This is a genomic window from Mycobacterium sp. 1081908.1, assembly GCF_001673535.1.
In the GTDB taxonomy this organism is placed as follows: Bacteria; Actinomycetota; Actinomycetes; order Mycobacteriales; family Mycobacteriaceae; genus Mycobacterium.
The window spans coordinates 45,565-70,123 of record NZ_LZLY01000003.1; the positions used below are offsets into that span (position 1 = coordinate 45,565).

A 24,559-nucleotide genomic window follows, 5' to 3' on the forward strand; every position below is an offset into this window, starting at 1 on the left:
GAGAATGACGCTCTCGGAAGCGAGAGTGAAGTTTCCGCGCGGCGCGTGCGATCAGTAGTCGGATTCGCCGGCCAGGATCTCCGCCAGGAACGCGTCGTGCGGCGGCCGTTCCAGCCGTGCCCTGGCCCACCGGCGAACCCGGTCCCGGGTCTCGCGGGCCTCCGACACCGGGGCGCCGACGATCACCGACGTCGCCGACCAATCATGGTCCCAGGCGGCGGCTTCCGTCACCGGGTGCTGCCCGCCGTCGACGAGTGGGAGGATCGCGCCGCCGTGCGCGTCCAGGGCGCCGCTGCCGCTGAGGGCCCCGGATCGCAGTCGAACCGCGATGCCGGTGGCCGGGTCCGGCCCGATGACGGCCGCCCGCACGACGGCGACCACCGCCGCGTCGGCCAGCTGGACGGTCCAGTCGACCGTGTCCTCGCCCGCGTCAAAGACCCGGGGCGGAACGGCGCCCCAGCCGAGGGACGCGACACCGCGGGCGATCGGGGCGCCGCCGCGCGGACCGGCGTCGGCGCCGGCGGCCAGCGCGTAGTCGTCGCGGCGCCCGCTGGGGGCGGCGACCTCGGCACCCGGATCATCCAGGGCCGCATACAGTTCCGCCCAGCCGTCGCCGTCCACGCCGACCTCCTCGGCCAGGCCGGCGCCGGCCCGCACCAAATCGCGGACCCGCGGATCGCCGCCGCGCAGGTGTGCGATCAGGGCGGGGGCGTGCGGCGCCAGCAGCCCCACCACGTCGGAATCCAGAGTGTCGTCGGTGAAGAAACCCTGCGCCCCGGAGGTCAGCAGCGCGACCTCGACGTCCAGCAGCGCGCGATCGAGACCGGCGATGCCCTCGAGGCGACTGGCGGGCCACCACCGCCGCAGCCAGTGCCCGATCGCGAGCCGCCGCAGCGGATCGACCGAGCCCGGCACGATGTCGACCCCGGCGAGCTCGATGTGCGGCTCGTCGGGCGCGCCCTCGACCGCGGTGGCGAGCGCGACGTGCCCGGATTCGCCCAGCACGCGCCAAATCCAGTCGGCGCGCGCCAAATCGGTGAAGGTGATCCGGGCCGACGCGGCGCCGGGTGGGTCGTCGAGGGTCCACGACAGCACGCCGCCGCTGACCTCCAGCACCGCGGCCAGCGGGCTATCCGCGGTGGTCGGGCCGGTGCTCCACAGTCCGGAATCGGCAACCAGTCTCATCCGGCCACCTGCAATTCCAGCATCGCCTTGATGCGTTGGCGGTGGTCGAGGCTCACCGACCGCGCGACGCCCTCCAGCAGGGACCGCACCTCGTCGACGTCATCGCACGGCTCCTGCCAGACGTCGCGTCCGTGCAGCCGCGCCCACAGCCGGCTCAGGTACGGCTGGGCGTATGCGGCGAGGTCGTCGACCACTTGCCGTTGGCGCGGATGGATCGGGCCGCCCTCGGCGAGGTAGCGCCGGGCGTGCAGCACGTAGGCCTCCTTGCGCAGCCGGGCCTGGATCTGGGCCGCCAGCGCGTAGCGGCTGGAGACGGAGGGGTCCAGCGGCGCCAGCTCGACGGCGATCTCGATGCCGGCCACCAGGGTCGCCTGTTTGTCCTCGGACAGCAGCCCCCAGGGCGCCGCGGCCCGGTCGACCTCCTCCTCGCACAGCAGCGGGATGTCGGGCAGCGCGTCGCGGTCCAGCGCGCGCCGCAGCGTGCCGCGCACCCGGTCCACCACGGTGCGATCCAGCGGGCGATCGCTGTCGGAGCCACCCGCGATCGGTGGTTGCCGTTGTGGCTGAACCGAACTCAGGCCCAGCCCGACGATCGACCACGGCAGTTCGGCCGCCTCGACCCGGGCCACGGCCCCGAGGTTGTACGGGGTGGCGTCGGCGATCACCGCCGACCAGACCCGCTGCCGGGCCGCCGCGGCGCGGTGGCTGTTGGCCGGCCCGAGCACCATGCCGAGCTCGGCAAAAAACGGCCCGGCGCCGGTCGCCGGGTCCGTTTCCGCGGGACGCACGTCGCGCCAGCTGCGGTCGAGCTGAGCGGCCAGCCCGGCCACCACGTCGGGGCTCGCCACGTATTGGTGCAGCACCTCGATCGCGGTGCGGTCGCGGCCCTGGTGAATGTCGTTGAGCACCGCGGCCGCCGTCTCGCTATCCTGCGGCGCCGGTGGGCCTTTCGTCACCGCGAGCTCGAAGCAAACGGGGAAGTACAGTTCCTGGGCGTTGCCGGTGCGGATGCGCTGCCGGCGGCGCTCGAGCTTGAGTGTGTCGAACCACGCTGCGGCGGAACGCAGTTCGCGTGCGCTGCCGACGATGAGCTCGTGCATCGCCGCCGCGGTCTCCGGTGCGACGACGGGGGCCGAATACTGCGGATTGGATCGCAGCCGGAGCACCAGGGGGTCGATGATGCGCTTGACGGTCCGGCTCAAGGGGCCGCCGTCGTCGCTGCTGAGCACCTCGACGCCGGGGCCGATCGCACGCCACGCGGCCTCGATCACCGACCGGCGTGGGTGGCCCACGGCGACGTCAGTCGCAACCTGCGAATCCGCGCTCACCTGGACAGGATAGGGGCTTTTGAAAAATATCGGCAGCCGAAAAGTTGGGTTCGGTAGCCGCTTGGCCGTTAGAGCGTGGTGGCATGAACAAGCTGATCATGCTGCTGTTGGGGGCCGTCGGGATCCGGTTCACCAGGCGCCGGAACGCGGCGGGGCCCACCGTCGGGGTCGGCACCGTGCGTACCGTCGGCGACGAGCGCCAGGTATTCATCGAGGTGGTGGCGGTGTCCGGCGAGACGTTCATCGGAAAACTGGCGAGCTGCGACGGCGACGCCGACGTGTCGATGCTGCGCCCCGGCCTGGTCGTTTTGGTGGCGTTCGATCCCGCTGCCCGCGAGGAGCTTTCGCTGCCCGACGATGTGCTGGCCGTCAACGCGTCCTGGCTGGCGTCGACCTGACGGCGCTAACGCGCGCCGTCCACCGCGAAACTGACCATGGCGCCCCAATACAGCGGGCTGGCGGTGAGGGCGCCGTCGCGCCAGCGGCGCATCTGCGCGCGCTGCCAACGGTTGACCGCGCACCCCGCGTCGGGTCCGTCGTGCGCGTCGTCCACGGCGACAACGACATCGGCCATCGGGTCGGCGGATTCGTGGGCCGCAAACCGTCGATACGCCGCGGAGGTGGGCAGCGACCACAGAGTGGCGCTCACCAACTCGGCGCCGCCCAGGACCATCGCCGCCACCAGGCCGGTCGCCTCGTCGAATTGATAGTCGCCGCCCGACCCGCAGGCCAGCAGGGCGACCCGCGGGGGGATGGGCAATTGCAACGACATCAGGTCCGAAGCCGTCAGCGGCCGATGATCGCCGATGGCCTCGGCGTCCCCGGGAATCTCCGCCGTGCAGGCCAGGTGCAGCGCCGCGCGGTCGGCCTGGCCGTGTGCCGAACTGGCGTGGCCGACGTACACGAGCCGACTCGGGGATCGCGCGAGCTGCTTGGCCAGCCAGACACGGTCGGCGTCCTGGCGGCGGAACAGCTCGACCGCGTCGTCGACGTCCGGCAGCACCGGCCGGCGCTTCATCAGTCCGGCGAAGTGTTGCGCCAGTTGGGTTTCCGCCGAGGGCCGGCCGAGCACCGAGCCGAGCGCGGAGTCCGGGCGCTGCCCGGGCACCCGCGGGTCGAGGACCAGCACCGGCGGGCCGTCGCGCCGGGCGTCCCAGCCGGCCGGCGCCCGCGGCGAGTGCACGATGTTGGGCGGCACCGCCATCAGCACGTCGACCAGTTCCATCAGCCGGTGGCCGTCGGTGCGGGCGCCGATATCGTCGAGCTGCCAGGGGATCTGGGCCGCGACGCGGCCGCTGGCGGTGATCGCATCCTGGCGGGCCCGCACCAGCTCTTCCTTGCTCGGCCCCGATTTCGGCACCGCCAGCAGGCCCCACGGCACGCGAGCCAGCCGGGAGCTGGGCGAGACGAACAACGCCGCGCGCGGGGTCGCCGCGCATTCCGTCAACAGTTGCCAGCCGGGCGCGCCGATGAGCAGCACGCCCAGGATGTAGGCCATCGTCAGCTCGGTGTCCGGTGCCGCGAACGGGCCCGTCGTCAGTGCGCGCTCGATCGCGTCGCTGAGGCTCTCGGTGCCGTGCGGCTCCGGCAACGCGCCGACCAGCTCCTGTAGGGCCGCGAGCAGGATCGGCTCCTCGATCACCCAATTGACGGTCCTGGACGGCTGACCGACTATCCGCAAACTCGCGTACGTGACGATCCCGACGTCGGCGAACCGCAGGACCAGAGTGGGCCGGTCCGTATCACTCATGGCCAAGTGGACCAGGCTGGTTCGCGGGCGGTGACCTCGCGGCCGTAGCGCTGCAACGCGAGTTCGCGGTAGTGGCTCATGATCGGCGCGGCATCGGGCTGCATCTGCAGCGGCGGCAAGGGGCCCAGCCGCGTGAGCGAGCGGCCACCGCCCGCCGGCGGACCGGCCGCGGCCAGTGCCTCGCCGTCCTCGATGAGCACCGGTGGGGCGGCCGTGGATGCCCACTCGCCGATTTTGGCGCGCTCCGGTTCCATGTCGAAAGTCCCTCGGGCGCTGTGGTATTCGACCAGCTCGCTGATCAGCTCGGTGTTCTCCCATTCCCATGCGACGGCGAAGGCCCCGGCCAGGATGGGCGCCGAAACGCTGGTCGCCCAGCGCGATCTCGCGTCGGCGTCGGCGATCGAATACCGCACCGAATCCACGGCGAGCGCCGCCGGCACCTTGAGCTCCGCGGCCTGTTCGAGCTTGCTCATGCCGCGCCAGTATTCCGGGGTACCGATCTCACCCTTGAGGATGCCGAGGCCCTCGGCCTGCCGCGCCTCGGTTTCCTCCAGCGTCTCGTCGGGATCGCCCGAGCTGTCAAAGCCGAGGTCCGCCAACGCATCCGCGCGCCACACGGTGCCGAGGTGGTTGTCGAGCTGGGCGTACTGCAGCCAGCTGCTGCGCGGCGACGAGTCGAGCAGTTCCCGGGCCTGGGCGATCAGCTCGACCGCGTCGGCGAACTTACTCCAAAAGATCGCGATCCAGCTGCGTTGCAACAGAATACGGTGTAGGTACAGCGGCTTGCCCAGCTCGCGCCAGTGCCGCTCGGCGTGCTCCCAGCACTCGTCGGCCTCCTGCAGGGCACCGGATCCCAGCCGGGTGAACCCCATGTACAGCCAGCAGCGGGCGACGTCGTGCGCCCGATCGTAGCGCGCGATGACGGGGTAGGCCTCAGAGACCAGTTTCTCGGTGCCGGCGTGATCGGCCGACGACCAGCAGGCGACCGCCCGCTCCAATTGTGTTCTGGCGGTTGCCAGTTCCCAGCCGTTCGCCTGCGCCCGGGCCCCCGCACGGCGCAGCCAGGGTTCGGCCTCGGCCAATCGCCCGGTCTCGACGCAGAACCTGCCGTATTCGGTGGCCGCCGCCACCCGGACATAGTCCCCGAACGGGCTGGCGCTGCTCAGCCGGTCGGGATCCTCCAGTGCGGCCAGCACCTGCTCCCACAGCGGAACCGACTGCACATGCAGGTCGTCGTCGCAGAGCGCGCCGGCGCACAGCATTTGGGCATAGGTGACCAGGTAGCCGTGCTCGTCGGCAAGGTCGGCAAAATCGTTCGCGGGGCCCGGGTCCGACAACGCCGCCAGCGCCGCCGCGGCGCCCTCGTGATCGCCGAGGGCCGCGGCCAGGCCCGTTTCCAGAAACTGCGCCCGTCGCGAGTACCGCACGCTCATGTGCGAAACCTCGGCATCGGACATGCGCACGCGTTCGGCGGCCTCCGGCATGGTGCCCGCGGCGATCGCGTCATAGACGGCAAGGCAGTCGCGGATGCGCCGGATAGACTCGCGCACTCCGTCATTCGCCCCGCGCGCCAGGTAGATCTCACCGAGCTGCGCAAGCGCCTCCAGCATCAGATCGTCCCGGTCTTCCCGCTCGATCTGCGGGATCAGCGACAGCAGCAGATCCCGCGCCCGCGTTTCGTCGGCGGCAAACGCCAACTGGCGGGCGTTCTCCAATTCGCCGGGGATCGACACGGCTGCATCATAAGTCCGCCGCCGTGGACGTGGCGAGGAACCGGAGCGGCGGGCGTGTGAGTGAGGGCACGCCCGCCGCCCCGGCGTTCGATCGATCAACCGCAAGTCACCTTGATGGTGAAGTCCTTGGTGATCATCCCGGCCATCGGGTTCTTCATGTCGGCGCCCTGCGCCTGCCCGGTGATGGTGTAGGTCTTGCCGTCCACCGCCACATTGGCCGAGCCGACCTTCGCGCCCATGCCGTTGCTGACCGACAAGGCGTTGCCGTCGACGAAGAGCGCCAGCGACTCGACCGACGGCGGGTTCGCGTCGGTCATGACCACGGCCAGCGCCTGCTGGGGCCCGCCGGTGGAGCCGCTGCCGATGTCGATCTTGCCGCCGGTCCTGACGCAGGTCACCGCGGACGGGTTCAGGCCGGCCAGGTCGGTGCCGCCAACCTTGACCGACGCGTTGGTGCCGGTGCCGGTGGAGGCACTGGGCGCCGCGCTCGACGCCGGGCTGGACGAGTGGCCGCCGCTCGAGCAGCCCACCAGCGCAGATGCGACGCCGAGGGTTCCAATCGCTCCCACGAGAAGTCGATTCACTGCATTTCCTTCCTTCATGCGCCGCCCCAGTGGCGTCGTCATGGGCGCAAGTACAGACCGGCCGCGTCGCTACCGATCCCAATTTCGAAGCCCACCCGGTAGGCTGCCTCGACACGGCCCAACGAAGGGAGACGCGCGATGGCGAGCGTGAAGTGGCTCGAACAGCCTGAGGCGCACGACTTCCCGGCGGCGGCCGACTATCTCGCCTTGCTCGCGGAGCCAGGCACCGCCAATCAGCTGGCCGAAAAACTCAAGGCCGGGGTCGTCAGCCACAAGAAGGCCAAAGACATTCTGCGGGCGGCGCAGCTGAGGTTGCTGCCCGACGACAACCCGCACGTCGCCGCCGACCTGTCCAAGATCAAGAAGGGGCAGGCGCTGTCACCGATTCTGCTGGTGCGCGGCGACTTCACGACGGGTGTCCCGCTGCAGATCGCGGACGGCTACCACCGGGTCTGCGCGAGCTATCACACCGACGAGAACACCGACATCCCCGTCGTTATCGTCTCATCGTGATCCAGATCGAAGCCGCCGGTGCGGTCCACGTACTCACCATTTCCTCCGGGCGCGTCAACGCCCTCGATGTCGACCTGCTCAAGGAGCTGACGGACGCCCTTGGCGAGCTGCAGCACTCCGGCGGCGGCGCACTCGTCGTGACCGGCGCCGGCCGCGCGTTCAGCGCCGGGGTCGAGCTCAACCGTGTGGTGGAAGGCGGTGCGGGATACACCGACCGGCTGATCCCGGCGCTGTCCGAGGCGTTCGAGGCGCTGTTCTGCTACCCGGGCCCGACGGTGGCCGCGATCAACGGTGCCGCCATCGCCGGCGGCTGCGTGCTGGCCTGCGCCTGCGACCGCCGGCTGATCGCTCCGGAAGCACAGATCGGGGCGACCGAGGTCCGCGTCGGCGTGGCGTTTCCGGTCGCCGCGCTCGAGGTGATGCGCTACGCGTGCGGGGACCGCGCCGAGGAGGTGGCGCTCGGCGGCCGCGTCTACCGGGGCGAGGAAGCGATCGCCAACGGGCTGGCCCATCGCGTCGTCGCCGACGACCGGGTCGCGGCGGCGGTGGCGGAGGCTGCCGACCTCGGCGGCATTCCGATCGAGGCCTATCGCCATACGAAGGCGCAGCTGCGGGCCCCGATCCTGGCGCGGATGCGCGAGGGCGCTCTGGTCGACAGCGAGGTGCGCCGGCTGTGGGCCTCCGACGAGACGCGGCGGCGCATCGCCGCCTACGTCGAGAGTCTTCGCCGCCGCTGAGGCGTCATTCGTCGAGCGCGACGCCGCCGCGGGTGCGCCTGCGCCGCATCCGGTGTGAGCCCTTGCCGGTCGGCCGGCGGTTTTGCAGTCCGCCCCGGGGCGCGTCGGCGGCCTCGGCTTCCGCTTCTGCCGGCGCTGCGTCGGTGTCCTCGGTCTCCTCGGTGGCCGGTTCGGACTCGGCGGTGGCCTCGACCGGCTGTTCTGCCGCTTCCGATTCTTCGGCCTCGCCGGTTTCCTCGGCCTCTTCGGTCTCGTCGGCTTCGCCGGTTTCCTCGGCCTCTTCGGTCTCGTCGGCTTCGGTGACTTCTTCGGCCTCGTCCGCCTTCTTGCGGCGCAGGCCTCGCTTCTTGGGCTCCTTGGCCTTCTTCGGCTTGATCGGTTTCGGCGGTGGCGGCGGCAACTCGGCGATAAACGACAGGTAGAAGGCGAAGAAGCCGATCACGCCGATCGCGGCGGCCGCGCCGTAGATGGCGAACAACCACTGCCCGGCGTGGTCCAGGCTGAGCCAGATCTCGCTGATCGCCGTGCCGACGATCAGCACGCCGCTCAGCACGTGCGCCACGATCGACCAGAGCCTGATGGACAGCGCCAGCTGCGGCGTCCCCAGCTCAGGCTTTCGGGTCCGCAACTGGGTGAACACCACGGGCAGCGCCGCCAGGGCCACCAGCACACCCGTCACGATCCGAAGCGTCGTCCCCAACGAATGCGTCGTGTCGCCCATCAACTCAGGCCAGCGGGGCAGCACGAAAAAGAAGTAGAGGACGCCGGCAGCGACCGAAAACGACGCGTGCCACGGTATGGCGACCTTGCGCCCCATACGCCTCCTCATGCTGCTGGTAAGCCCAAGCCAGCCTAAAGGCCGGTCAAAGCGATTCCAAACAACCCCCGTGCGTGGTCGCCTCAACCGAGGGCGACCGGTGGCGGAGGATGCGGGATTTGAACCCGCGAGGGCTGTTAACCCAACCCGCGTTCCAGGCGAGCGCCATAGGCCACTAGGCGAATCCTCCGTGGGCCATGGTAACCGAGCGTGCGCGTTCCTTTAATGGCCGCCGCTATTCGCTTCCGTCCAGGTACTAGACTCGCCGGAGGACCCCGCGCGGCGTCTATCCTGTGAACTCCCCCAGGGCCGGAAGGCAGCAAGGGTCAATGGGCTCTGTCGGGTGCGCGGGGTCCCCTCTTTGACCTACCCCGGTTGGACCGCGAAAGGGCCCGCATAGCTATGGCGTCGTTCGATTCCCTCAGCCCTGACGAGCTAGCGGCCCTGCACGCACGCCACCAGGAGCAATATGCGGAGCTGCAGGCCAAGAAGCTGGCCCTGAACCTCACCCGCGGCAAACCGGCGGAAGAGCAGCTGGACCTGTCGAACCGGCTGCTGAGCCTGCCGGGCGAGGACGACTACCGCGACGCGGAGGGCACCGACACCCGCAACTACCTCGGCCAGCACGGCCTGCCCGAACTGCGGGCCATCTTCGGCGAGCTGCTCGGCATTCCGGTGCCGAATCTGATCGCGGGCAACAACTCCAGCCTGGAGCTGATGCACGACATCGTCGTCTTCTCGTTGCTGCACGGCGGCGTGGACTCGCCGCGGCCGTGGAAGGACGAACCGAGCGTCAAGTTCCTGTGCCCCGTCCCCGGCTACGACCGGCACCACAACCTCACCGAGACCATGGGCATCGAGATGATCCCGATCCCGATGCTGCACGACGGCCCCGACATCGACCTCATCGAAGAACTGGTCGCCGTCGACCCCGCGATCAAGGGGATGTGGGCGGTACCGGTCTTCGCCAACCCGACGGGTGTCACCTACTCCTGGGAGACGGTCCGCCGGCTGGTGCAGATGCGGACGGCGGCGCCCGACTTCCGGCTGTTCTGGGACAACGCGTACGCGGTGCACACCCTGACGCACGACTTCATCCGCCAGGTCGACGTGCTCGGTCTGGCGGCCACGGCCGGCAACCCCAACCGGCCCTACGTCTTCGCGTCCACCTCCAAGATCACCTTCGCCGGCGCCGGGGTCAGCTTCCTGGGCGGGTCGCTGGGCAACATCGCCTGGTACCTGCAATACGCGGCCAAGAAGTCGATCGGCCCCGACAAGGTCAACCAGCTGCGGCACCTACGCTTCTTCGGCGACGCCGACGGCGTCCGCCTGCAGATGCTGCGCCACCAGCAGATCCTGGCGCCCAAGTTCGCGGCGACGCTCGAGATCCTGGACCAGCGGCTGAGCGACTCCAAGATCGCCTCGTGGACCGATCCCAAGGGCGGCTATTTCATCAGCCTCGACGTGTTTCCCGGCACGGCGCGGCGGACCGTCGCCCTGGCCAAGGACGCCGGCATCGCGGTGACGGAGGCGGGCGCGTCGTTCCCGTACCGCAAGGATCCGGAGGACAAGAACATCCGGATCGCGCCGACCTTCCCGTCGCTGCCGGACCTGCGCGACGCGGTCGACGGGCTGGCGACCTGCGCGCTGCTGGCGGCTACGGAGTCGATGCTGGTCTCCTCCCCGTCGAGTGTGAGCTGACGGCGACGACACGCCGATCGAGTCGACCGTAGGTTCACACCGAAAGTCACAGATGCACACTCAATGCCCCTCGGGCTTTAGTCAGCGCGCGCCGGTAGCCTGCTGACCGTGGCCCTCTACCGCAAATACCGACCGGCAACCTTCGCCGAAGTGGTGGGGCAGGAGCACGTCACCGAGCCGCTGTCCATCGCCCTGGAAGCCGGCCGAATCAACCACGCCTACTTGTTTTCCGGGCCGCGCGGCTGCGGAAAGACGTCCTCGGCGCGCATCCTGGCCCGGTCGCTGAACTGCGCGCAGGGCCCGACGGCCAACCCGTGCGGGGTGTGCGAGTCCTGCGTCGCGCTGGCGCCCAACGCGCCGGGCAGCATCGACGTGGTGGAGCTCGACGCCGCCAGCCACGGCGGCGTGGACGATACCCGCGAGCTGCGCGACCGCGCGTTCTACGCCCCCGCGCAGTCGCGCTACCGGGTGTTCATCGTCGACGAGGCGCACATGGTGACGACCGCCGGGTTCAACGCGCTGCTCAAGATCGTGGAGGAACCGCCCGAGCACCTCATCTTCATCTTCGCCACCACCGAGCCGGAGAAGGTGCTGCCGACGATCCGGTCTCGCACCCATCACTACCCGTTCCGGCTGCTGCCGCCGAAAACCATGCGGGCGCTGGTCGGGCGGATCTGCGAGCAGGAGGGCGTCGTCGTTGACGACGCGGTGTATCCGCTGGTGATCCGCGCCGGCGGGGGCTCGCCCCGCGACACGCTTTCGGTGCTGGATCAGCTGGTGGCCGGGGCCGAGGGCAATCACGTGACGTATCAGCGGGCGCTGGGCCTGCTGGGCGCCACCGATGTCGCGCTGATCGACGACGCCGTCGACGCGCTGGCCGCCGCGGACGCCGCCGCGTTGTTCGGCGCGGTCGAATCGGTGATCGACGCCGGGCACGACCCGAGGCGCTTCGCCACCGATCTGTTGGAGCGCTTCCGCGATCTCATTGTGCTGCAAGCGGTTCCGGATGCCGTGAGCCGCGGCGTGGTGGACGCACCCGAGGACGTGCTGGACCGGATGCGCGAGCAGGCAGTGCGAATCGGCCCGGCGACCCTGACCCGCTACGCCGAGGTCGTGCAGGCCGGGCTGGGAGAGATGCGCGGCGCGACCGCGCCGCGGCTGCTGCTCGAAGTGATCTGCGCGCGGCTGCTGCTGCCCTCGGCCAGCGACGCCGAGTCCGCGCTGCTGCAGCGCGTCGAGCGAATCGAGACCCGGCTGAGCGTCTCCATTCCCGCGTCGGAGGCGCCCGCCGAGCCGAGTCCGCCGCCGCGGCGGGTGGTCGTTTCCCGGCCCCAGCCGAAACCCGAGCCCACGCCCGCGCCCGAGCCCGTCCCCGAACCGGCTCCGCCGCCGGCGCCCACGCCCACGCCCGCGCCCGAGCCCGAATCTGCTTCTGCCCCAGGCGAACTCAATGCGTCAGCGGTGCGGACGATGTGGCCGACGGTGCGGGACAAGGTGCGCCAGCGGTCCCGCACCACCGAGGTGATGCTGGCGGGCGCCACCGTCCGCGCCGTGGAGGACAACACGTTGGTGCTGACCCACGCGTCGGCACCGCTGGCCAAGCGGCTGTCCGAACAGCGCAACGCCGACGTCATCGCCGAAGCGCTCAAGGACGCGCTGGGGGTGAGCTGGCGGGTGCGCTGCGAGGTCGGCGCGGGCGAACCCGGGCCAACCGCGCCGCCGACCCCCCGGCAGGAAGCGCCCCCGGACGAGCCCGCCGACGGGGGTTCGGCCCAGCGGGACGAAGAGGAGCACATGCTCGCCGAGGCCGGTCGCGGCGAGGCGGCGCCGCGGCGCGACCCGGAAGAGGCCGCACTCGAGCTGCTGCAGAACGAGCTCGGCGCGCGCCGGATCGATGGCGGCTAGGCCGGAATTACGCCGTCCACCACGGCCGCAGCGGCAGTTCGTCGTCGCCGCGGGCGTCGACGTTCGCCGCCAGCACGTGGTGCAGCTGAAGGTTGTTCTGCTCGAAGGCAACTCGTGAGGCCGCCATGTACAGGCCCCACACCTTGGCCGTCGCCAACCCGACCTCGGCGACGCCTTCGTCCCAGTGCTCGACGAGGTTGCGGCACCAGTCGCGCAGCGTCATCGCGTAGTGATGCCGGAAGTTCTCCTCGTGCAACACCTCGAAACCGACGTCCTGGATGTCGGTGACGATGCGGCCCGAGCCGGTCAGCTCCCCGTCGGGGAACACGTAGCGGTCGGTGAACCCGCCGGCGAAGGAGGTCGACTTGTTGTCGTGGCGGGTGATGCAGTGGTTGAGCAGCAGGCCGCCGGTGCGCAGCTTGGACTTCAGGAATCCGAAGTACGCGGGGTAGTTCTTGACGCCGATGTGCTCGGTCAGGCCGATGGAGGAGACGGCGTCGAATCCGTCTTCCTCGATGTCGCGGTAGTCGGAGTGGCGCACCTCGGCGAGGTCCGTCAGGCCCTCGTCCTCGATGGCCTGCTGCGCCCACTTCGCCTGCTCGGCCGACAGGGTGGCGCCGATCGCGCGGACGCCGCGGCGCGCCGCGTAGCGCACCATGCCGCCCCAGCCGCAGCCGACGTCGAGCAGCCGGTCGCCCTCCCGCAGCCGCAGCTTTTCGAAGATCAGACGGTACTTGTTGTCCTGCGCCTCTTCCAGCGTCGCGTCGGCGTGCGGGTAGACCGCGCAGGTGTAGGTCATCGACGGACCCAGCACCCATTCGTAGAAGGTGTTGGAGACGTCGTAGTGGTGATGGATGGCCTCGGCATCACGGGCCTTGCTGTGCATGACGCCGGCGGCGACCCGCCGCCACCGCGGCGGCGCCTCCTCCGGCGGCGGCGCGACCGGCAGCAGGTGCTCGAAGCCAAGGGAACGGACGACGTTGGCCAGCACCCGCGCGGACGGCCGCTTGAAGTCGACCCGGTCGGTCAGGGTCTTGAGCAGCTGGTACGGATCGCCGGGATGCACGCCGTATGTCTGCAGGTCACCCGAGACGTAGGCGCGCGCGAGGCCGAGCTCGCCGGGGGCGGTGGCCAGGTAGGTGGCGCCGCGCGGCGAACACAGGTCCAGGCCCAGCTCGGCGTCCTCGCTGCCGGCGGTGCTGCCGTCGTACGCGGTGAACTTCAGGGGGTGGCGCCCGGTCGCGGCGAAGATCTCCAGGATCTCCGCCATGCTCAGCTTGCCGGTGGTGGTGTGGTGGGGCTCTTTGGTGGTCGTCATCGCCGTTGCACCGCCTTTGCGTACAGGTCCAAAAGACGCGAATCGGGATCGTAGGTCTTCTTCACGGTGTTGTAGGTCTCCCCGCCGTAGAGTTCGTCAAACTCCTCGCGGGTGTAGAAGGAGTCCGAGTACAGCGACTTGTGGCCGTCCAGCTCGCTGACCTTGGCCTCGATGGCCCGGTTGGTTGCGCCCTCGCCGGCGCCCGCCGGCACCGAGGACCAGAACCCGATGTTGACGTATGTGTGATCCGGCCGAATGGGATACAGCGGCCAGCCCTCGTGGTCGCGCAGTCGCAGTGGGCACAGCCAGATCGGGCTGATGGGCACGTTGTCCAGGAACCACTCCAAGAACCCGCACGTCCGTTCGACCGGCACCTCGACGTCCTGCACCACTCGTTCGCGCGGCGGGCGGCCGTTGCGTTTCTCGATGCGGTCGGCGATGCCGAAACGCTGGTCCAGCGCGACGAGCTTCCAATAGAAGCTGCTGCGCCGATAGCGCCGCGGCCACCAGCGCCGTACCCGCGGGTTCTGCGCGCCGAACGCGCGGGAGCACCAAAACCAGTCGGTGTCCCAGCGCCACAGGTAGTCGTGGATCGTCAGCCGGTCGTCTTTGGTGGCCTCCACCCCAACCGCGTCGTGCCGAATCGATTGGTAGTAAATGTTTTTCCCGGTGTAGTCGCTGACCGGACCGGGCGTGGCGGTCCGCCGGCCCACGCACAGGTAGCTTTCGTCGGCGCTGAAGACCACGCCGTCCAGGTAGTCCACCGGGGTGCCGCCCTGCCCGCCGGTGTCGATGATGCGTTCCATCGCCGCGACCAGCTCGGGCAGCGAGCGGAATCGGATGTGCCTCAGCGCCACGAACGGCGCGACGGGCTCCAGCTCGATCCGAAGGCGGGTCGAATAGCCCAGTGTGCCATAGGAATTGGGAAAGGCGCGGAAAAGGTCGGGATGCTGGGTGCGGGACGTGGTCAGCAACTCACCGGCGCCGGTGAGGATGTCCATCTCCAGCACCGACTCGTGCGGCAGGCCGTTGCGAAACGACGCCGACTCGATGCCCAGGCCGCTGACCGCGCCGCCGAGGGTGATCGTCTTCAATTGCGGAACCACCAGTGGCGAAAGGCCATACGGCAGGGTCGCGGCCACCAGGTCCTCGTATGTGCACATGCCGGCGACGTCGGCGGTGCGCGTTTCGGGATCGACCGAGAGAACGCCGGTCAAACCGGAGGTGTCCAGTCCGGGTGAATCGCGTTTGGTGCGGGCGCGGAACAGGTTTGAGGTGGGCTTGGCGAGCCGGACGGCGGACGTTGCCGGGATGGACCGATAACTCGCCATCAACCGATCAACGCCCGCCGCGTGAGCCGAGAGTGCAGATCCAGGGACAGGCACCACATATACCCTAGTCTTCGAAAACAGCCCGTGCACCCGCGCGCGGGCGGCATCAACGGAGGAGTCGGGCCTGATGGGCCAGGTGAGCGCAGCCAGCACGATCTTGATCAACGTCGGGCCCGAGGCCACCCTCGCCGCGGTCGCGGACTACCAGAAGGTGCGCCCGAAGATCCTGTCGCCGCAGTACAGCGAGTACGAGGTGCTGCAGGGCGGCCAGGGAGCCGGCACCGTCGCCAAGTGGAAGCTGCAGGCGACCAAGTCGCGGGTTCGTGACGTTCGGGTGGACGTCGATGTGGCCGGTCACACCGTCATCGAGAAGGACGCGAACTCGTCCATGGTGATCAACTGGACGGTGGCTCCGGCCGGACCCGGGTCCAGCGTCACGGTGAAGACCACCTGGACCGGCGCCGGCGGCGTCAAGGGCTTCTTCGAGAAAACCTTTGCGCCGTTGGGGCTGAAGAGAATTCAGTCCGAGGTGTTGGCGAACCTGAAGAAGGAACTGGAGAGCTAGCGCGCCTGGCCCTGGCTGGCCAGGAAGCCCGCGACGCCGCGGACCAGCGCGTCGGCGTATTTCTGCCGGCCATCGGCGGACTCCATCAGCGCCGAATCCACCGGATTCTTCATGTTTCCGCATTCGACGAGGATCGACGGGTACTGCGCCAGGTTCAGGCCGGCGAGGTCCGAACGGCCGTATAGGCCGTCCTGGCCGATGTAGTTGGCCGGCGGAATGCCCGAGGCCTGCATCTGGTCGCGCATGATGCGCGCGTACTGCACCGACGGCCCGGCCTGCGCCTGGTTCAGCGGCGGCGCCGAGTAGTTGACGTGAAAGCCCCGCCCGGACGGCGGGCCGCCGTCGGCGTGGATGCTCAGGATCGCGTTGGGGTGCAACGAATTGGCCATGTTGGCGCGCGCATCGACGCACGGACCCAGCCCCGTGTCGTCACCGCGCGACAAGGCGGTCCGCACGCCCAGGGCGTTCAGCTCGGCGCGGACCCGCAGCGCGGTGTCCCAGGTGAACGTGTGCTCCCCGTACCCGCTGTTGGTCGACGTCCCGCTGGCCTGGCAGTCCTTCGTGCCGCCGCGGCCGGTGGGCACCTGGCGCGAGATGGACGCGTCGTTGGAGCCGTTGTGGCCGGGGTCGATGAAAACGACCATGCCGGCGATGTTGGACGGGACGGCGGTCGCCGTCGGCATGATCGCCGTCGAAGCGGCAACCAGCACGCCGACCGCCAATTTGATTCCGACACGCCTGCTCAGTCGTAGGTCCACCGCGCAAAGGTAACGTCGCGCGGTCTACGCTGGGTGTTCCGAATCGCCCGACACCAGCAGGCGAAACCAACTCGAGACCAAGATGCGAGGGGATTGTCATGCAACCCGGAGGCGACATGTCACAACTGCTCGCCCAGGCGCAGCAGATGCAGCAAAAGCTACTGGAAGCCCAGCAACAGCTCGCCAACTCCGAGGTGCACGGGGAGGCGGGCGGGGGCTTGGTCAAGGTAACCGTCAAAGGCAGCGGCGAGGTGGTCGGCGTGCAGATCGACCCCAAGGTCGTCGATCCCGCGGACATCGAGACCCTGCAGGATCTGATCGTCGGCGCCATGGGTGACGCGTCGGCGCAGGTCACCAAGATGGCACAGGAGCGGTTGGGCGCTCTGGCCGGGGGCATGGTCCAGGCCAAGCCGCCGGCGCCGCCCACTCAACTGCCGGGGCTGTGACGCCATACCGACATGTTTGAGGGACCCGTCCAGGATCTGATCGACGAGCTGGGCAAGCTGCCGGGCATCGGGCCCAAGAGCGCGCAGCGCATCGCATTTCACCTGTTGTCGGTCGAGCCGCCCGACATCGACCGGCTGACCGCGGTGCTGGCGAAGGTCCGCGACGGGGTGCGGTTCTGCGCGGTGTGCGGCAACGTCTCCGACGACGAGCGATGCAGAATCTGCGCCGATCCCCGTCGGGACGGCTCGCAGGTGTGCGTGGTGGAGGAGCCCAAGGACATCCAGGCCGTCGAGCGCACCCGCGAATTCCGCGGCCGCTACCACGTGCTCGGCGGCGCGCTCGATCCGTTGTCCGGGGTGGGTCCCGACCAGCTGCGCATCCGCGAGCTGCTGACCCGCATCGGTGAGCGCGTCGACGACGTCGAGGTCACCGAGGTGATCATCGCCACCGACCCCAACACCGAGGGGGAGGCGACCGCCACCTACCTGGTCCGGATGCTGCGTGACATCCCCGGCCTGACGGTGACACGCATCGCCTCGGGTCTGCCGATGGGCGGCGACTTGGAGTTCGCCGACGAGCTGACGCTGGGCCGCGCGCTCACCGGCCGCCGGGCGATGGTCTGACCGTCTGCTTTGCCGCGGGCCTGTAATTCTGCGGGCCCTTACCTCGTCACGACCGCGAAGTTGTCGCTGGTGTTCCACGCCGCTTCGAAGGTGGCGATGGAAACCTGTTCGTCGCGGCCGGCCGCGGCGCCGCTGTCGTTGAGGTGCACCAGATTGGTCTTGGTGTCGATGCCGATGACGACGACGAAGTGGTTCTCCTGGGAGCGGTCGCCCGGCGAGTTCCAGATGATCCTGTCGTTGACCCCGACGATCACCTTGCGTCCCTGGTCGAGATCCTGCTCGAGGGCGCCGATGTTGGTGTGCACCGCGTCGGACGCGATGCCGTAGTGCGCCAGCAGCACGGGCAGGTCCGAGTTCTTGGTCTTGCCGCTGGGCTTGTATATGGGTCCTGGATGGCTCACGCTCGGGATGCTTCCCGCCACGGCGGTGACCTCGTCCTCGGAGGGCTCGCGGCCGGTAATCTGGCCGACCACGTCGGCGACCGCCATCTCGCCGCAGTCGAGGTCCTGCTGCTGGTAGCGCCAGTACGGCGCGGCGGCGGCCGGGTCGCCGTGCATCCCCTCGTGTCGCGGGGTGGGGGCCGCGTCGGCCGTCCCCGCGAACGCGACCATCGAGCCGGCGGCCGCGCTCAGCACGGCCGCGAGCCCGACGATGCGCGCCGCGTTGGCGACCCTGGTCCTGGCGTTGGTCATGGGGTTCCTTTTCTCGGTGGGGCCTCGAGAAAAGGCTGGGCGGCGGCCCTAGACGGATCCTTGAAGGATTCTTGGAGCGCAGGTGGCGGCGTTCCGCGAGATATAAACCACTGCGACTCGCACCGGCGGGTCGTCGCAGCCGTTTAAGTGTCGCGGCGCGGAAGGCCTCAGGCGCGGAGGCGCTCGCGGCGCAGCAGGTCCACCTCGGGCAGCTGCAGCGGCGGCAGCTCACCCACCACTTTGCCGAGCAACAGGTCGGCCAGCTCCGGGTTGCGGGCCAGGCACGGCCCGTGCATGTAGGTCGCGACCACGCTGCCCTGCACCGCGCCGTCGAAGCCGTCGCCCGCCCGGTTGCCCGCGCCCTTGACCACCGCGCCCAGCGGCGACGCGGCGGGCCCCAAAACCGTTCCCCCGCGGTGGTTTTCGAAGCCGGTCAACGGTTGGGTCAACCCGGCCGGCAGCGGCTCGCTCACCAGCTCGCCGATGGTGCGCCGGTCTTGCGGTGCCGTGGTCAGGTCCAGCATGCCCACGCCGTCGACCCGTTCCCCGGCCGACGTCTCGTACCAGTGGCCGAGCACCTGGATGGCCGCGCAGATCGCCAGCACCGGCGCGCCGCGGTCCGCCGCGCGCTGCAGACCCGGGTGCTTGATCAGGTGCTTGGTGGCCAGCCGCTGCGCGTAGTCCTCCGCCCCGCCGAGGGTGTACAGGTCCAGCGACTCCGGCACCGGATCGGCCAGCGTGATCTCGACGATCTCGGCGGCCACCCCCCGCAGCCGCAGGCGCTGGCGCAGCACCAGGGCGTTGCCGCCGTCGCCGTAGGTGCCCATCACGTCGGGCAGCACCAGCCCGATCCGCACGGTCGAGTCAGCCATGGCGCGCCAATGCTCGCTGCAGCTGCAGGAAGGCGGTGTAGTTGGCGACGACCTCGACGCGCCCGGGCGGGCACGACGCGATGGCCGCGACGGTGTCGTGAACCAGCGTGTGCTCGACGCCCGCGTACCCCAGGCGCACGGCCAGGTCGGTGCCGCGTTCGCCGGCGGCCACGACGGCGGTCTCTTCGAAGTGCTCGAAGCGCACGTCCCACAGCCAGGACAGGTCCTCGCCGTCGGGCACCTGTCCGTTGACCGCGATCACCACGCCGGCCGCGTGCTTGTCGACCATCGACAGCGCCTCCTGCCAGCCGGCGGGGTTCTTGGCCAGCAGGATCCGCGCCTCGTGCTCACCGACGCGGACGCTGCGATAGCGCCCCGCGACCTCGTCGACTTCGGAAACCGCCTCGACGGCCTTGACGGGGTCCGCGCCCAGCGCGACCGCGGCGGCGACGGCCTGGGCGGCGTTGCCGCGGTTCACCGCGCCCGGCAGCGCCAACCGCATCGGCAGGGCCAGGCCGTCGGGCCCGTACAGCGTCTCGTCGTCGAACCACCACTGCGGGCTGGGCCGCTTGAAGTCGGCGCCGGTCGAGTACCAGTGCCCCTGGTCCCGGACGATGACCTCGCCGCTGCGCGGGCAGCTGACCGAGTCGTTCGCCCACGCCCCGCCGGCGGCCACCCACACCACGTTGGGGCTGTCATAGGCCGCGGAGGTCATCAGCACGTCGTCGCAGTTGGCCACGACGACCGCGTTCGGGTGCCGGGCCAGGCCGGCGCGCAGCGTGCGTTCGATCACGTTGATCTCGCCGACCCGATCCAGCTGGTCGCGCGACAGGTTGAGCAGCACGATGACGCTGGGTTCCACCGCGTCGGAGACGTGCGGCACGTGCATCTCGTCGACTTCCAGGGCGGCCAGCCCGGCCCGCCGATCGGCGGCCAGCGCGGCCACCAGGCCGGCGTCCATGTTGGCGCCCTCGGCGTTGGTGGCCACCGGGCCCAGGGTCCCGAGCGCGGCCGCCGTCATCCGCGTGGTGGTCGACTTGCCGTTGGTGCCGGTGACGACGACGGTGCGCCGCCCGGCGCCGAGCTGGCGCAGCACCGAGCGATCCAGCGTCATCGCGACCAGGCCGCCGATCATGGCCCCGGCCCCGCGCCCGGTGACCCGCGACGCCCAACGCGCGCTCGCTCCGGCGGCGAGCGCCAGGCGTGCACGGGTGGTGATCACCCGCGCAGTTTAGAAGCGCGACACGACTCGTAGCGAACCGGCGATGTCGGCCCGCCATGCCATCCTCAGTTCATGAACCGGGTGTCCTGGGGGCGGCCGGCCAGCGAGCCGGGCGGGGGTTGGGCCGTTATCGACGTCGAGACCTCGGGGTTTCGGCCGGGCCAGGCGCGGATCATCAGCGTCGCCGCGCTCGGACTCGACGCCGACGGCCGGGTCGAGCAATCGGTGGTCAGCCTGCTCAATCCCGGGGTGGACCCCGGACCCACCCACGTGCACGGCCTCACCCCGGCGATGCTGGAGGACCAGCCGCAGTTCTGCGACATCGTCGGTGACCTCGTCGAGGTGCTGCGGGGCCGCACGCTGGTGGCGCACAACGTCGCCTTCGACTACGCGTTCCTGGCGGCCGAGGCCGAGCTCGCCGAGGCGGAGCTGCCCGTCGACCACGTCATGTGCACGGTCGAGCTGGCGCGCCGGCTCGACCTCGGCGTCGACAATCTGCGGCTGGAGACGCTTGCGGCGCATTGGGGCGTGATCCAGGAGCGGCCGCACGACGCCTTCGACGACGCGATGGTGCTGACCGGCGTGCTGGAGTCGGCGCTCGAGCGGGCGCGCGAACGCGACGTGTGGCTGCCGGTGCGCCCGGTGACGCGGCGCCAATGGCCCAACGGGCGGGTGACCCACGACGAGCTGCGCCCGTTGAAGGTGCTGGCCTCGCGGATGCCGTGCCCCTATCTCAACCCGGGCCCGTACGTCCTGGGCCGGCCGCTGGTCCAGGGCATGCGGGTGGCGCTGGCCGCCGAGGTGGCACGCACTCACGAGGAACTGGTCGAGCGGATCCTGCACGCCGGGCTCGCCTACAGCGACGTCGTGGACGGGGAGACCTCGCTGGTGGTCTGCAACGACGCCGCCCCCGAGCAGGGCAAGGGCTATCACGCCCGACAACTGGGCGTGCCGGTGGTGTCCGACGCGCAGTTCATGGACTGCGTGGGCGCCGTCGCCGGCGGCACCAGCATGGAGGAATTCACCGACGTCAGCGCGGCGCACCCGCAGCTCGCGCTGTTCTGAGCGGCCCCTTGCATCACTACACCCGTAGTAGTACCGTTTGCGCCATGACAACCACTACAGATGTAGTACACCAAAGCTGGTGGGCCGGTTACCGCCGGCACGGCTACTTCTTCCGCCAGGCGGCCATGCTGACCATCTCGCTCGGCGTGCTCATCCACCTGTACCGGGTGATCTTCGGCGACGACCTCACGCTGAAATACGCCATGACCCTGACGACCGACAGGATCCTGCTCGTCCCGATGACATATGCGGCCGTCACCGGGGTCCTGGTGTGGCGGCGCGTGCGGTTCGCCAACAAGCCGCATCGGGCGTTCTTCATGGCGTCGCTGGTGTACATCGCCGGCAGCGTCCCCCTGCACATCTGGTGCTCGTACGTCACCAAGGACCTATCCCTGTACATGTGGTTTCCGATGTGGTTCAGCTACCTGCTGCTGATCGTGGTCTATCCCGCCTTCCTGACGATGTTCTGGCGGCTGCGCTACAAAGACTGATGCCGCCTAACCCGGAACGCCGCGCGCAGCTCCTCGACGCCGCCATCGGCATACTCGCCGACACCGGCGTCGGGGGCCTGACGCATCGCCAGGTCGACGAGCGCGCGGGCCTGCCCGCGGGCACCACATCGAACTACTTCCGGACGCGACAGGCGCTGCTCGAGGCCACGGCGGCGCGCACCGTGGACCTGCATTGGCGGCGCGTGGAGGCGCTACAGGCCGCGGTCGGGTCGCTCACACGCGACGGCATCGAGGCGCTGCTGACGCGGATGCTGTCCGACCCCGACGTGGAGGCCCGCCGCTACACGCTGGCCCGGTTCGAGCTGTTCATGGAGGGCACGCGCCGTCCGGAGCTGCAGCCGTTCCTCAAGGATCTGCAGGCCGCCGCGGTGAAGTCCGCGACGCTCATCTTCGAGGCGGCGGGGTTCACCCCGGAGCCGCGGCAGATGGAGCAGCTGAGCCGGCTGCTCAACGGCTATGTGTTCAGCAATCTCACGCTCCCGGGCGCCGACGACCCTGGCGGCCTCGTCGACCGGCTGCTGACCGCATTTTTCGAGGCATAACGCCGTCAGCCGCACCTCGAGTATTCGTAGCGGCCGACGGCATGCCCTATGCACCACTGATAGCTGATCATCGCGTACAACATCCAAATCAAAATCGCAGCACCGATGACGATCGCCACACTGCCCAGCACGATGCCCGCAAGAGCGCCGCGATCGCTGTCGGCTTCGCCCCGCTTTGCCCGCCTACGCGCCGGAATCCCCGTCGCGGCGGCGGATATTCCCAGGACGAGACCCACGATCGGCACCCAGGAAATCAGCAAACCGACGATGCCGAGCACCAGCGACACCGTCCCCAGATTGTTCGCCCGAGACCGAGCCGGGCCGAGGTAGGGCGGCGGTGGATAGCTGTAGGGCACCGGCGCCGGTGGATAGGGAGGCTGGGGCGGGTAGCCGCCGGCGCTCGGCTGCAAGGGTGGTCGCGGTGGTTGCTCTTGGGGTCCTGTCACGGTCTCGCCCTCGCCGTCCGATTACGGTCTCTTGCTTGCGCGGTTGACCGCCGACACCACGGCCCGCAGCGACGCGGTGGTGATCGACGGCGCAATGCCCACGCCCCACACGGTCCTGCCCGCCACCGACGCCTCCACATAAGCCGCCGCCTGCGCGTCGTCCCCGGCGCTCATCGCGTGCTCGGAGTAGTCCAGCACGGCGACGTCGAACCCGACGGTTCCCAACGCGTGCACGAAAGCCGCCAGCGGGCCGTTGCCGACGCCGACGATCTCGGTCTCCACCCCGTTGACCTTGACGGTCGTGGTGATCGTGGTGCTGCCGCCGTCGTCCTCCGAGGCATCGACCCGCTGCTTGATGCGCTCCAGCGGCCAAATCGGGGCCAGGTACTCCTCGGAGAACGCGTCCCACATCTCCTTCGGCGACACCTCGCCGCCCTCGCCGCCGGTGCCCTCCGCGATCTTCTGGATCACCTGCGAGAACTCGATCTGCAGCCGGCGCGGCAGCGCCAGGCCGTGGTCGGCCTTCATGATGTAGGCCACGCCGCCCTTGCCGGACTGCGAGTTGACCCGGATCACCGCCTCGTAGGTGCGTCCGACGTCCTTGGGGTCGATCGGCAGATACGGCACCTGCCAGAGCATGTCCTCGACGTCGGTGTCCGCCGCGTCGGCGTCGATCTTCATCTGGTCGAGGCCCTTGTTGATGGCGTCCTGGTGGCTACCGGAGAACGCGGTGTAGACGAGGTCGCCGCCGTACGGGTGACGCTCGGGCACCGGCAGCTGGTTGCAGTACTCGACGGTGCGGCGGATCTCGTCGATGTTCGAGAAGTCGATCTGCGGATCCACGCCGCGGGAGAACAGGTTGAGCCCGAGCGTCACCAGGCACACGTTGCCGGTGCGCTCCCCGTTGCCGAACAGGCAGCCCTCGATCCGGTCGGCGCCCGCCTGGTAGCCCAATTCGGCTGCGGCGACGGCGGTTCCGCGGTCGTTGTGCGGATGCAGGCTCAGGATGACCGACTCCCGGTTGGCCAGGTTGCGGCTCATCCACTCGATCGAGTCGGCGTACACGTTGGGCGTGGCCATCTCCACCGTGGCGGGCAGGTTGAAGATGATCGGGTTGTCGGGCGTCGGCGCGATGATCTCGCCGACGGCGTCGCACACCTGCTTGGCGTACTCCAGCTCCGTGCCCGTGTAGGACTCCGGTGAGTACTCGAAACGCCACTGCGTGCCGGGGTACTTGGCGGCCTCCTCGACGCACTTGCGCGCGCCGTCGGTCGCGATGGCCTGCACGGCGGCCCGGTCGGCGCGAAACACCACGCGGCGCTGCAGGATCGACGTCGAGTTGTAGAAGTGCACGATCGCCCGCGGTGCGCCCTCGCACGCCAGGAAGGTGCGCTCGATCAGCTCCGGCCGGCACTGGGTCAGCACCTGGATCGTGACGTCGTCGGGAATGGCGCCGTCGCTGATGATCTCGCGGACGAAGTCGAAGTCGGTCTGGCTGGCCGACGGGAACCCGACCTCGATCTCCTTGTAGCCCATCCGCACCAGCAGGTCGAACATGCGGCGCTTGCGGGCCGGGCTCATCGGGTCGATCAGCGCCTGGTTGCCGTCGCGCAGGTCCACGGCGCACCAGAGCGGTGCGCGGGTGGTGACCCGGTCCGGCCAGGTGCGGTCGGCCACGCGGACGGGCTCGACTTCCTCGGCGAAGGGTCGGTACCGGTTGATCGGCATCGACGAGCCGCGCTGGGGATTCCACGCGGGCTGGTCGGGTCCGGGCGGGCCCGCGGGTTTGACGATGGTGCGTGCCGACTTGTAGGCGTCGGGCGAATCTGGATGGGTCACGGTAGTTGCTCCGGGGGATGAGAAGGAACCTCAGACCGGCGCATCGCGAACTCCCGCGACGGGAAGCCGGTCTT

General features: G+C 69.7%; 25 protein-coding genes, 1 tRNA gene and 1 other RNA gene. 12 read left to right on the forward strand and 15 right to left on the reverse strand.

Features of this window, described 5'->3' with window-relative positions:
- Positions 1 to 51: 51 nt before the first annotated feature.
- A complete protein-coding gene (locus A5655_RS00325) occupies positions 52 to 1,185 on the reverse strand; it encodes a hypothetical protein (RefSeq protein WP_067004360.1) in 1,134 nt (377 codons plus the stop codon).
- Complete coding sequence (locus A5655_RS00330) at positions 1,182 to 2,513, reverse strand: hypothetical protein (RefSeq protein ID WP_067004362.1); 1,332 nt, start codon at positions 2,511 to 2,513, stop codon at positions 1,182 to 1,184. Before A5655_RS00330 ends, A5655_RS00325 begins: the two co-directional genes overlap by 4 nt.
- Positions 2,514 to 2,557: 44 nt before the next feature.
- On the opposite strand from A5655_RS00330, the gene A5655_RS00335 reads away from it, so the two are divergent.
- Complete coding sequence (locus tag A5655_RS00335) at positions 2,558 to 2,911, forward strand: hypothetical protein (protein ID WP_067004364.1); 354 nt, start codon at positions 2,558 to 2,560, stop codon at positions 2,909 to 2,911.
- Between the two features lie 5 nt (positions 2,912 to 2,916).
- Here A5655_RS00335 and A5655_RS00340 read toward each other — a convergent pair whose 3' ends face one another.
- The 3 genes from A5655_RS00340 to A5655_RS00350 all read right to left on the reverse strand — a co-directional run bounded on the left by A5655_RS00340 (position 2,917) and on the right by A5655_RS00350 (position 6,598).
- Positions 2,917 to 4,263, reverse strand: a complete 1,347-nt coding sequence (locus tag A5655_RS00340) for a CHAT domain-containing protein (RefSeq protein WP_067004366.1) — start codon at positions 4,261 to 4,263, stop codon at positions 2,917 to 2,919.
- Positions 4,260 to 5,996 (reverse strand): hypothetical protein, encoded by a 1,737-nt coding sequence (locus A5655_RS00345; protein ID WP_067004368.1) that lies wholly within the window; start codon positions 5,994 to 5,996, stop codon positions 4,260 to 4,262. Before A5655_RS00345 ends, A5655_RS00340 begins: the two co-directional genes overlap by 4 nt.
- 95 nt (positions 5,997 to 6,091) lie before the next feature.
- Positions 6,092 to 6,598, reverse strand: coding sequence for a lipoprotein LpqH (locus tag A5655_RS00350; protein WP_197508555.1), 507 nt, complete (start codon positions 6,596 to 6,598; stop codon positions 6,092 to 6,094).
- A 120-nt stretch (positions 6,599 to 6,718) separates the two neighbouring features.
- On the opposite strand from A5655_RS00350, the gene A5655_RS00355 reads away from it, so the two are divergent.
- The gene (locus A5655_RS00355; RefSeq protein ID WP_067004372.1) at positions 6,719 to 7,093 is read left to right on the forward strand and encodes a hypothetical protein; all 375 of its coding nucleotides are present in this window, start codon (positions 6,719 to 6,721) and stop codon (positions 7,091 to 7,093) included.
- A complete protein-coding gene (locus A5655_RS00360) occupies positions 7,090 to 7,830 on the forward strand; it encodes an enoyl-CoA hydratase/isomerase family protein (protein WP_067004374.1) in 741 nt (246 codons plus the stop codon). The genes A5655_RS00355 and A5655_RS00360 overlap by 4 nt, the downstream gene beginning before the upstream one ends.
- A gap of 4 nt (positions 7,831 to 7,834) precedes the next feature.
- Here the strand turns inward: A5655_RS00360 and A5655_RS00365 are convergent, their stop codons facing one another.
- Complete coding sequence (locus A5655_RS00365) at positions 7,835 to 8,647, reverse strand: hypothetical protein (protein ID WP_067004376.1); 813 nt, start codon at positions 8,645 to 8,647, stop codon at positions 7,835 to 7,837.
- Between the two features lie 101 nt (positions 8,648 to 8,748).
- Positions 8,749 to 8,837 (reverse strand) — tRNA-Ser (locus A5655_RS00370).
- A 76-nt stretch (positions 8,838 to 8,913) separates the two neighbouring features.
- Here A5655_RS00370 and ffs point away from each other — a divergent pair.
- From ffs to A5655_RS00385, 3 genes are all read left to right on the forward strand, one after another.
- Positions 8,914 to 9,010, forward strand: an RNA gene (gene ffs, locus A5655_RS00375) — signal recognition particle sRNA small type.
- 39 nt (positions 9,011 to 9,049) lie between these two features.
- Positions 9,050 to 10,348: an aminotransferase class I/II-fold pyridoxal phosphate-dependent enzyme gene (locus A5655_RS00380; protein WP_067004378.1), complete on the forward strand. Its 1,299-nt coding sequence runs from the start codon at positions 9,050 to 9,052 to the stop codon at positions 10,346 to 10,348.
- A gap of 108 nt (positions 10,349 to 10,456) precedes the next feature.
- The gene (locus A5655_RS00385) at positions 10,457 to 12,253 is read left to right on the forward strand and encodes a DNA polymerase III subunits gamma/tau (RefSeq protein WP_067004379.1); all 1,797 of its coding nucleotides are present in this window, start codon (positions 10,457 to 10,459) and stop codon (positions 12,251 to 12,253) included.
- A 7-nt stretch (positions 12,254 to 12,260) separates the two neighbouring features.
- On the opposite strand, the gene A5655_RS00390 is transcribed toward A5655_RS00385, so the two are convergent.
- Positions 12,261 to 13,571: a class I SAM-dependent methyltransferase gene (locus A5655_RS00390; protein WP_197508554.1), complete on the reverse strand. Its 1,311-nt coding sequence runs from the start codon at positions 13,569 to 13,571 to the stop codon at positions 12,261 to 12,263.
- Positions 13,568 to 14,902 carry an FAD-binding oxidoreductase gene (locus A5655_RS00395; protein WP_231999027.1) on the reverse strand — a complete coding sequence of 445 codons (1,335 nt, stop codon included), beginning with the start codon at positions 14,900 to 14,902 and terminating at the stop codon, positions 13,568 to 13,570. Before A5655_RS00395 ends, A5655_RS00390 begins: the two co-directional genes overlap by 4 nt.
- Positions 14,903 to 15,029: 127 nt before the next feature.
- Between A5655_RS00395 and A5655_RS00400 the strand changes: the two genes are divergently transcribed.
- On the forward strand, positions 15,030 to 15,467 hold the full coding sequence (locus A5655_RS00400) for an SRPBCC family protein (protein ID WP_067004383.1): 438 nt from the start codon (positions 15,030 to 15,032) through the stop codon (positions 15,465 to 15,467).
- Here A5655_RS00400 and A5655_RS00405 read toward each other — a convergent pair.
- Positions 15,464 to 16,225, reverse strand: coding sequence for an Rv3717 family N-acetylmuramoyl-L-alanine amidase (locus A5655_RS00405; RefSeq protein ID WP_156764609.1), 762 nt, complete (start codon positions 16,223 to 16,225; stop codon positions 15,464 to 15,466). The genes A5655_RS00400 and A5655_RS00405 overlap by 4 nt on opposite strands.
- A gap of 98 nt (positions 16,226 to 16,323) precedes the next feature.
- Here A5655_RS00405 and A5655_RS00410 point away from each other — a divergent pair, with 98 nt between their 5' ends.
- Positions 16,324 to 16,671, forward strand: coding sequence for a YbaB/EbfC family nucleoid-associated protein (locus A5655_RS00410; RefSeq protein ID WP_067004387.1), 348 nt, complete (start codon positions 16,324 to 16,326; stop codon positions 16,669 to 16,671).
- A gap of 12 nt (positions 16,672 to 16,683) precedes the next feature.
- Positions 16,684 to 17,295, forward strand: a complete 612-nt coding sequence (gene recR / locus A5655_RS00415; RefSeq protein ID WP_067004389.1) for a recombination mediator RecR — start codon at positions 16,684 to 16,686, stop codon at positions 17,293 to 17,295.
- Positions 17,296 to 17,333: 38 nt separating this feature from the next.
- On the opposite strand, the gene A5655_RS00420 is transcribed toward recR, so the two are convergent.
- From A5655_RS00420 to A5655_RS00430, 3 genes are all read right to left on the reverse strand, one after another.
- Positions 17,334 to 17,987, reverse strand: a complete 654-nt coding sequence (locus A5655_RS00420; RefSeq protein WP_067004391.1) for a C39 family peptidase — start codon at positions 17,985 to 17,987, stop codon at positions 17,334 to 17,336.
- A 167-nt stretch (positions 17,988 to 18,154) separates the two neighbouring features.
- Positions 18,155 to 18,859: a type 1 glutamine amidotransferase gene (locus A5655_RS00425; protein ID WP_067004393.1), complete on the reverse strand. Its 705-nt coding sequence runs from the start codon at positions 18,857 to 18,859 to the stop codon at positions 18,155 to 18,157.
- Positions 18,852 to 20,081 (reverse strand): Mur ligase family protein, encoded by a 1,230-nt coding sequence (locus A5655_RS00430; RefSeq protein WP_067004395.1) that lies wholly within the window; start codon positions 20,079 to 20,081, stop codon positions 18,852 to 18,854. The genes A5655_RS00425 and A5655_RS00430 overlap by 8 nt, the downstream gene beginning before the upstream one ends.
- Positions 20,082 to 20,153: 72 nt before the next feature.
- Between A5655_RS00430 and A5655_RS00435 the strand changes: the two genes are divergently transcribed.
- Genes A5655_RS00435 through A5655_RS00445 form a run of 3 tightly spaced genes read left to right on the forward strand, consistent with a single transcriptional unit; the run spans position 20,154 to position 22,200 of the window.
- Positions 20,154 to 21,146, forward strand: a complete 993-nt coding sequence (locus tag A5655_RS00435) for a DEDDh family exonuclease (RefSeq protein ID WP_067004397.1) — start codon at positions 20,154 to 20,156, stop codon at positions 21,144 to 21,146.
- A 44-nt stretch (positions 21,147 to 21,190) separates the two neighbouring features.
- Complete coding sequence (locus A5655_RS00440; RefSeq protein WP_067004399.1) at positions 21,191 to 21,637, forward strand: hypothetical protein; 447 nt, start codon at positions 21,191 to 21,193, stop codon at positions 21,635 to 21,637.
- Complete coding sequence (locus tag A5655_RS00445) at positions 21,637 to 22,200, forward strand: TetR/AcrR family transcriptional regulator (RefSeq protein WP_067004401.1); 564 nt, start codon at positions 21,637 to 21,639, stop codon at positions 22,198 to 22,200. Before A5655_RS00440 ends, A5655_RS00445 begins: the two co-directional genes overlap by 1 nt.
- A 5-nt stretch (positions 22,201 to 22,205) precedes the next feature.
- Here A5655_RS00445 and A5655_RS28115 read toward each other — a convergent pair whose 3' ends face one another.
- Positions 22,206 to 22,487 carry a DUF4190 domain-containing protein gene (locus A5655_RS28115; protein ID WP_067004403.1) on the reverse strand — a complete coding sequence of 94 codons (282 nt, stop codon included), beginning with the start codon at positions 22,485 to 22,487 and terminating at the stop codon, positions 22,206 to 22,208.
- A 180-nt stretch (positions 22,488 to 22,667) separates the two neighbouring features.
- On the reverse strand, positions 22,668 to 24,485 hold the full coding sequence (gene leuA / locus A5655_RS00455) for a 2-isopropylmalate synthase (protein WP_067004405.1): 1,818 nt from the start codon (positions 24,483 to 24,485) through the stop codon (positions 22,668 to 22,670).
- Positions 24,486 to 24,559 lie beyond the last annotated feature (74 nt).

Coding starts and splice junctions, on each gene's coding strand:
- A5655_RS00325 (WP_067004360.1), bottom strand. CDS start 1,185: ATGAGACTGGTTGCCGATTCCGGACTGTGGAGCACCGGCCCGACCACC.
- A5655_RS00340 (WP_067004366.1), bottom strand. CDS start 4,263: ATGAGTGATACGGACCGGCCCACTCTGGTCCTGCGGTTCGCCGACGTC.
- A5655_RS00350 (WP_197508555.1), bottom strand. CDS start 6,598: ATGAAGGAAGGAAATGCAGTGAATCGACTTCTCGTGGGAGCGATTGGA.
- A5655_RS00355 (WP_067004372.1), top strand. CDS start 6,719: ATGGCGAGCGTGAAGTGGCTCGAACAGCCTGAGGCGCACGACTTCCCG.
- A5655_RS00365 (WP_067004376.1), bottom strand. CDS start 8,647: ATGGGGCGCAAGGTCGCCATACCGTGGCACGCGTCGTTTTCGGTCGCT.
- A5655_RS00380 (WP_067004378.1), top strand. CDS start 9,050: ATGGCGTCGTTCGATTCCCTCAGCCCTGACGAGCTAGCGGCCCTGCAC.
- A5655_RS00390 (WP_197508554.1), bottom strand. CDS start 13,571: ATGACGACCACCAAAGAGCCCCACCACACCACCACCGGCAAGCTGAGC.
- A5655_RS00395 (WP_231999027.1), bottom strand. CDS start 14,902: ATGGCGAGTTATCGGTCCATCCCGGCAACGTCCGCCGTCCGGCTCGCC.
- A5655_RS00400 (WP_067004383.1), top strand. CDS start 15,030: ATGGGCCAGGTGAGCGCAGCCAGCACGATCTTGATCAACGTCGGGCCC.
- A5655_RS00410 (WP_067004387.1), top strand. CDS start 16,324: ATGCAACCCGGAGGCGACATGTCACAACTGCTCGCCCAGGCGCAGCAG.
- recR (WP_067004389.1), top strand. CDS start 16,684: ATGTTTGAGGGACCCGTCCAGGATCTGATCGACGAGCTGGGCAAGCTG.
- A5655_RS00420 (WP_067004391.1), bottom strand. CDS start 17,987: ATGACCAACGCCAGGACCAGGGTCGCCAACGCGGCGCGCATCGTCGGG.
- A5655_RS00425 (WP_067004393.1), bottom strand. CDS start 18,859: ATGGCTGACTCGACCGTGCGGATCGGGCTGGTGCTGCCCGACGTGATG.
- A5655_RS00435 (WP_067004397.1), top strand. CDS start 20,154: ATGAACCGGGTGTCCTGGGGGCGGCCGGCCAGCGAGCCGGGCGGGGGT.
- A5655_RS00440 (WP_067004399.1), top strand. CDS start 21,191: ATGACAACCACTACAGATGTAGTACACCAAAGCTGGTGGGCCGGTTAC.
- A5655_RS00445 (WP_067004401.1), top strand. CDS start 21,637: ATGCCGCCTAACCCGGAACGCCGCGCGCAGCTCCTCGACGCCGCCATC.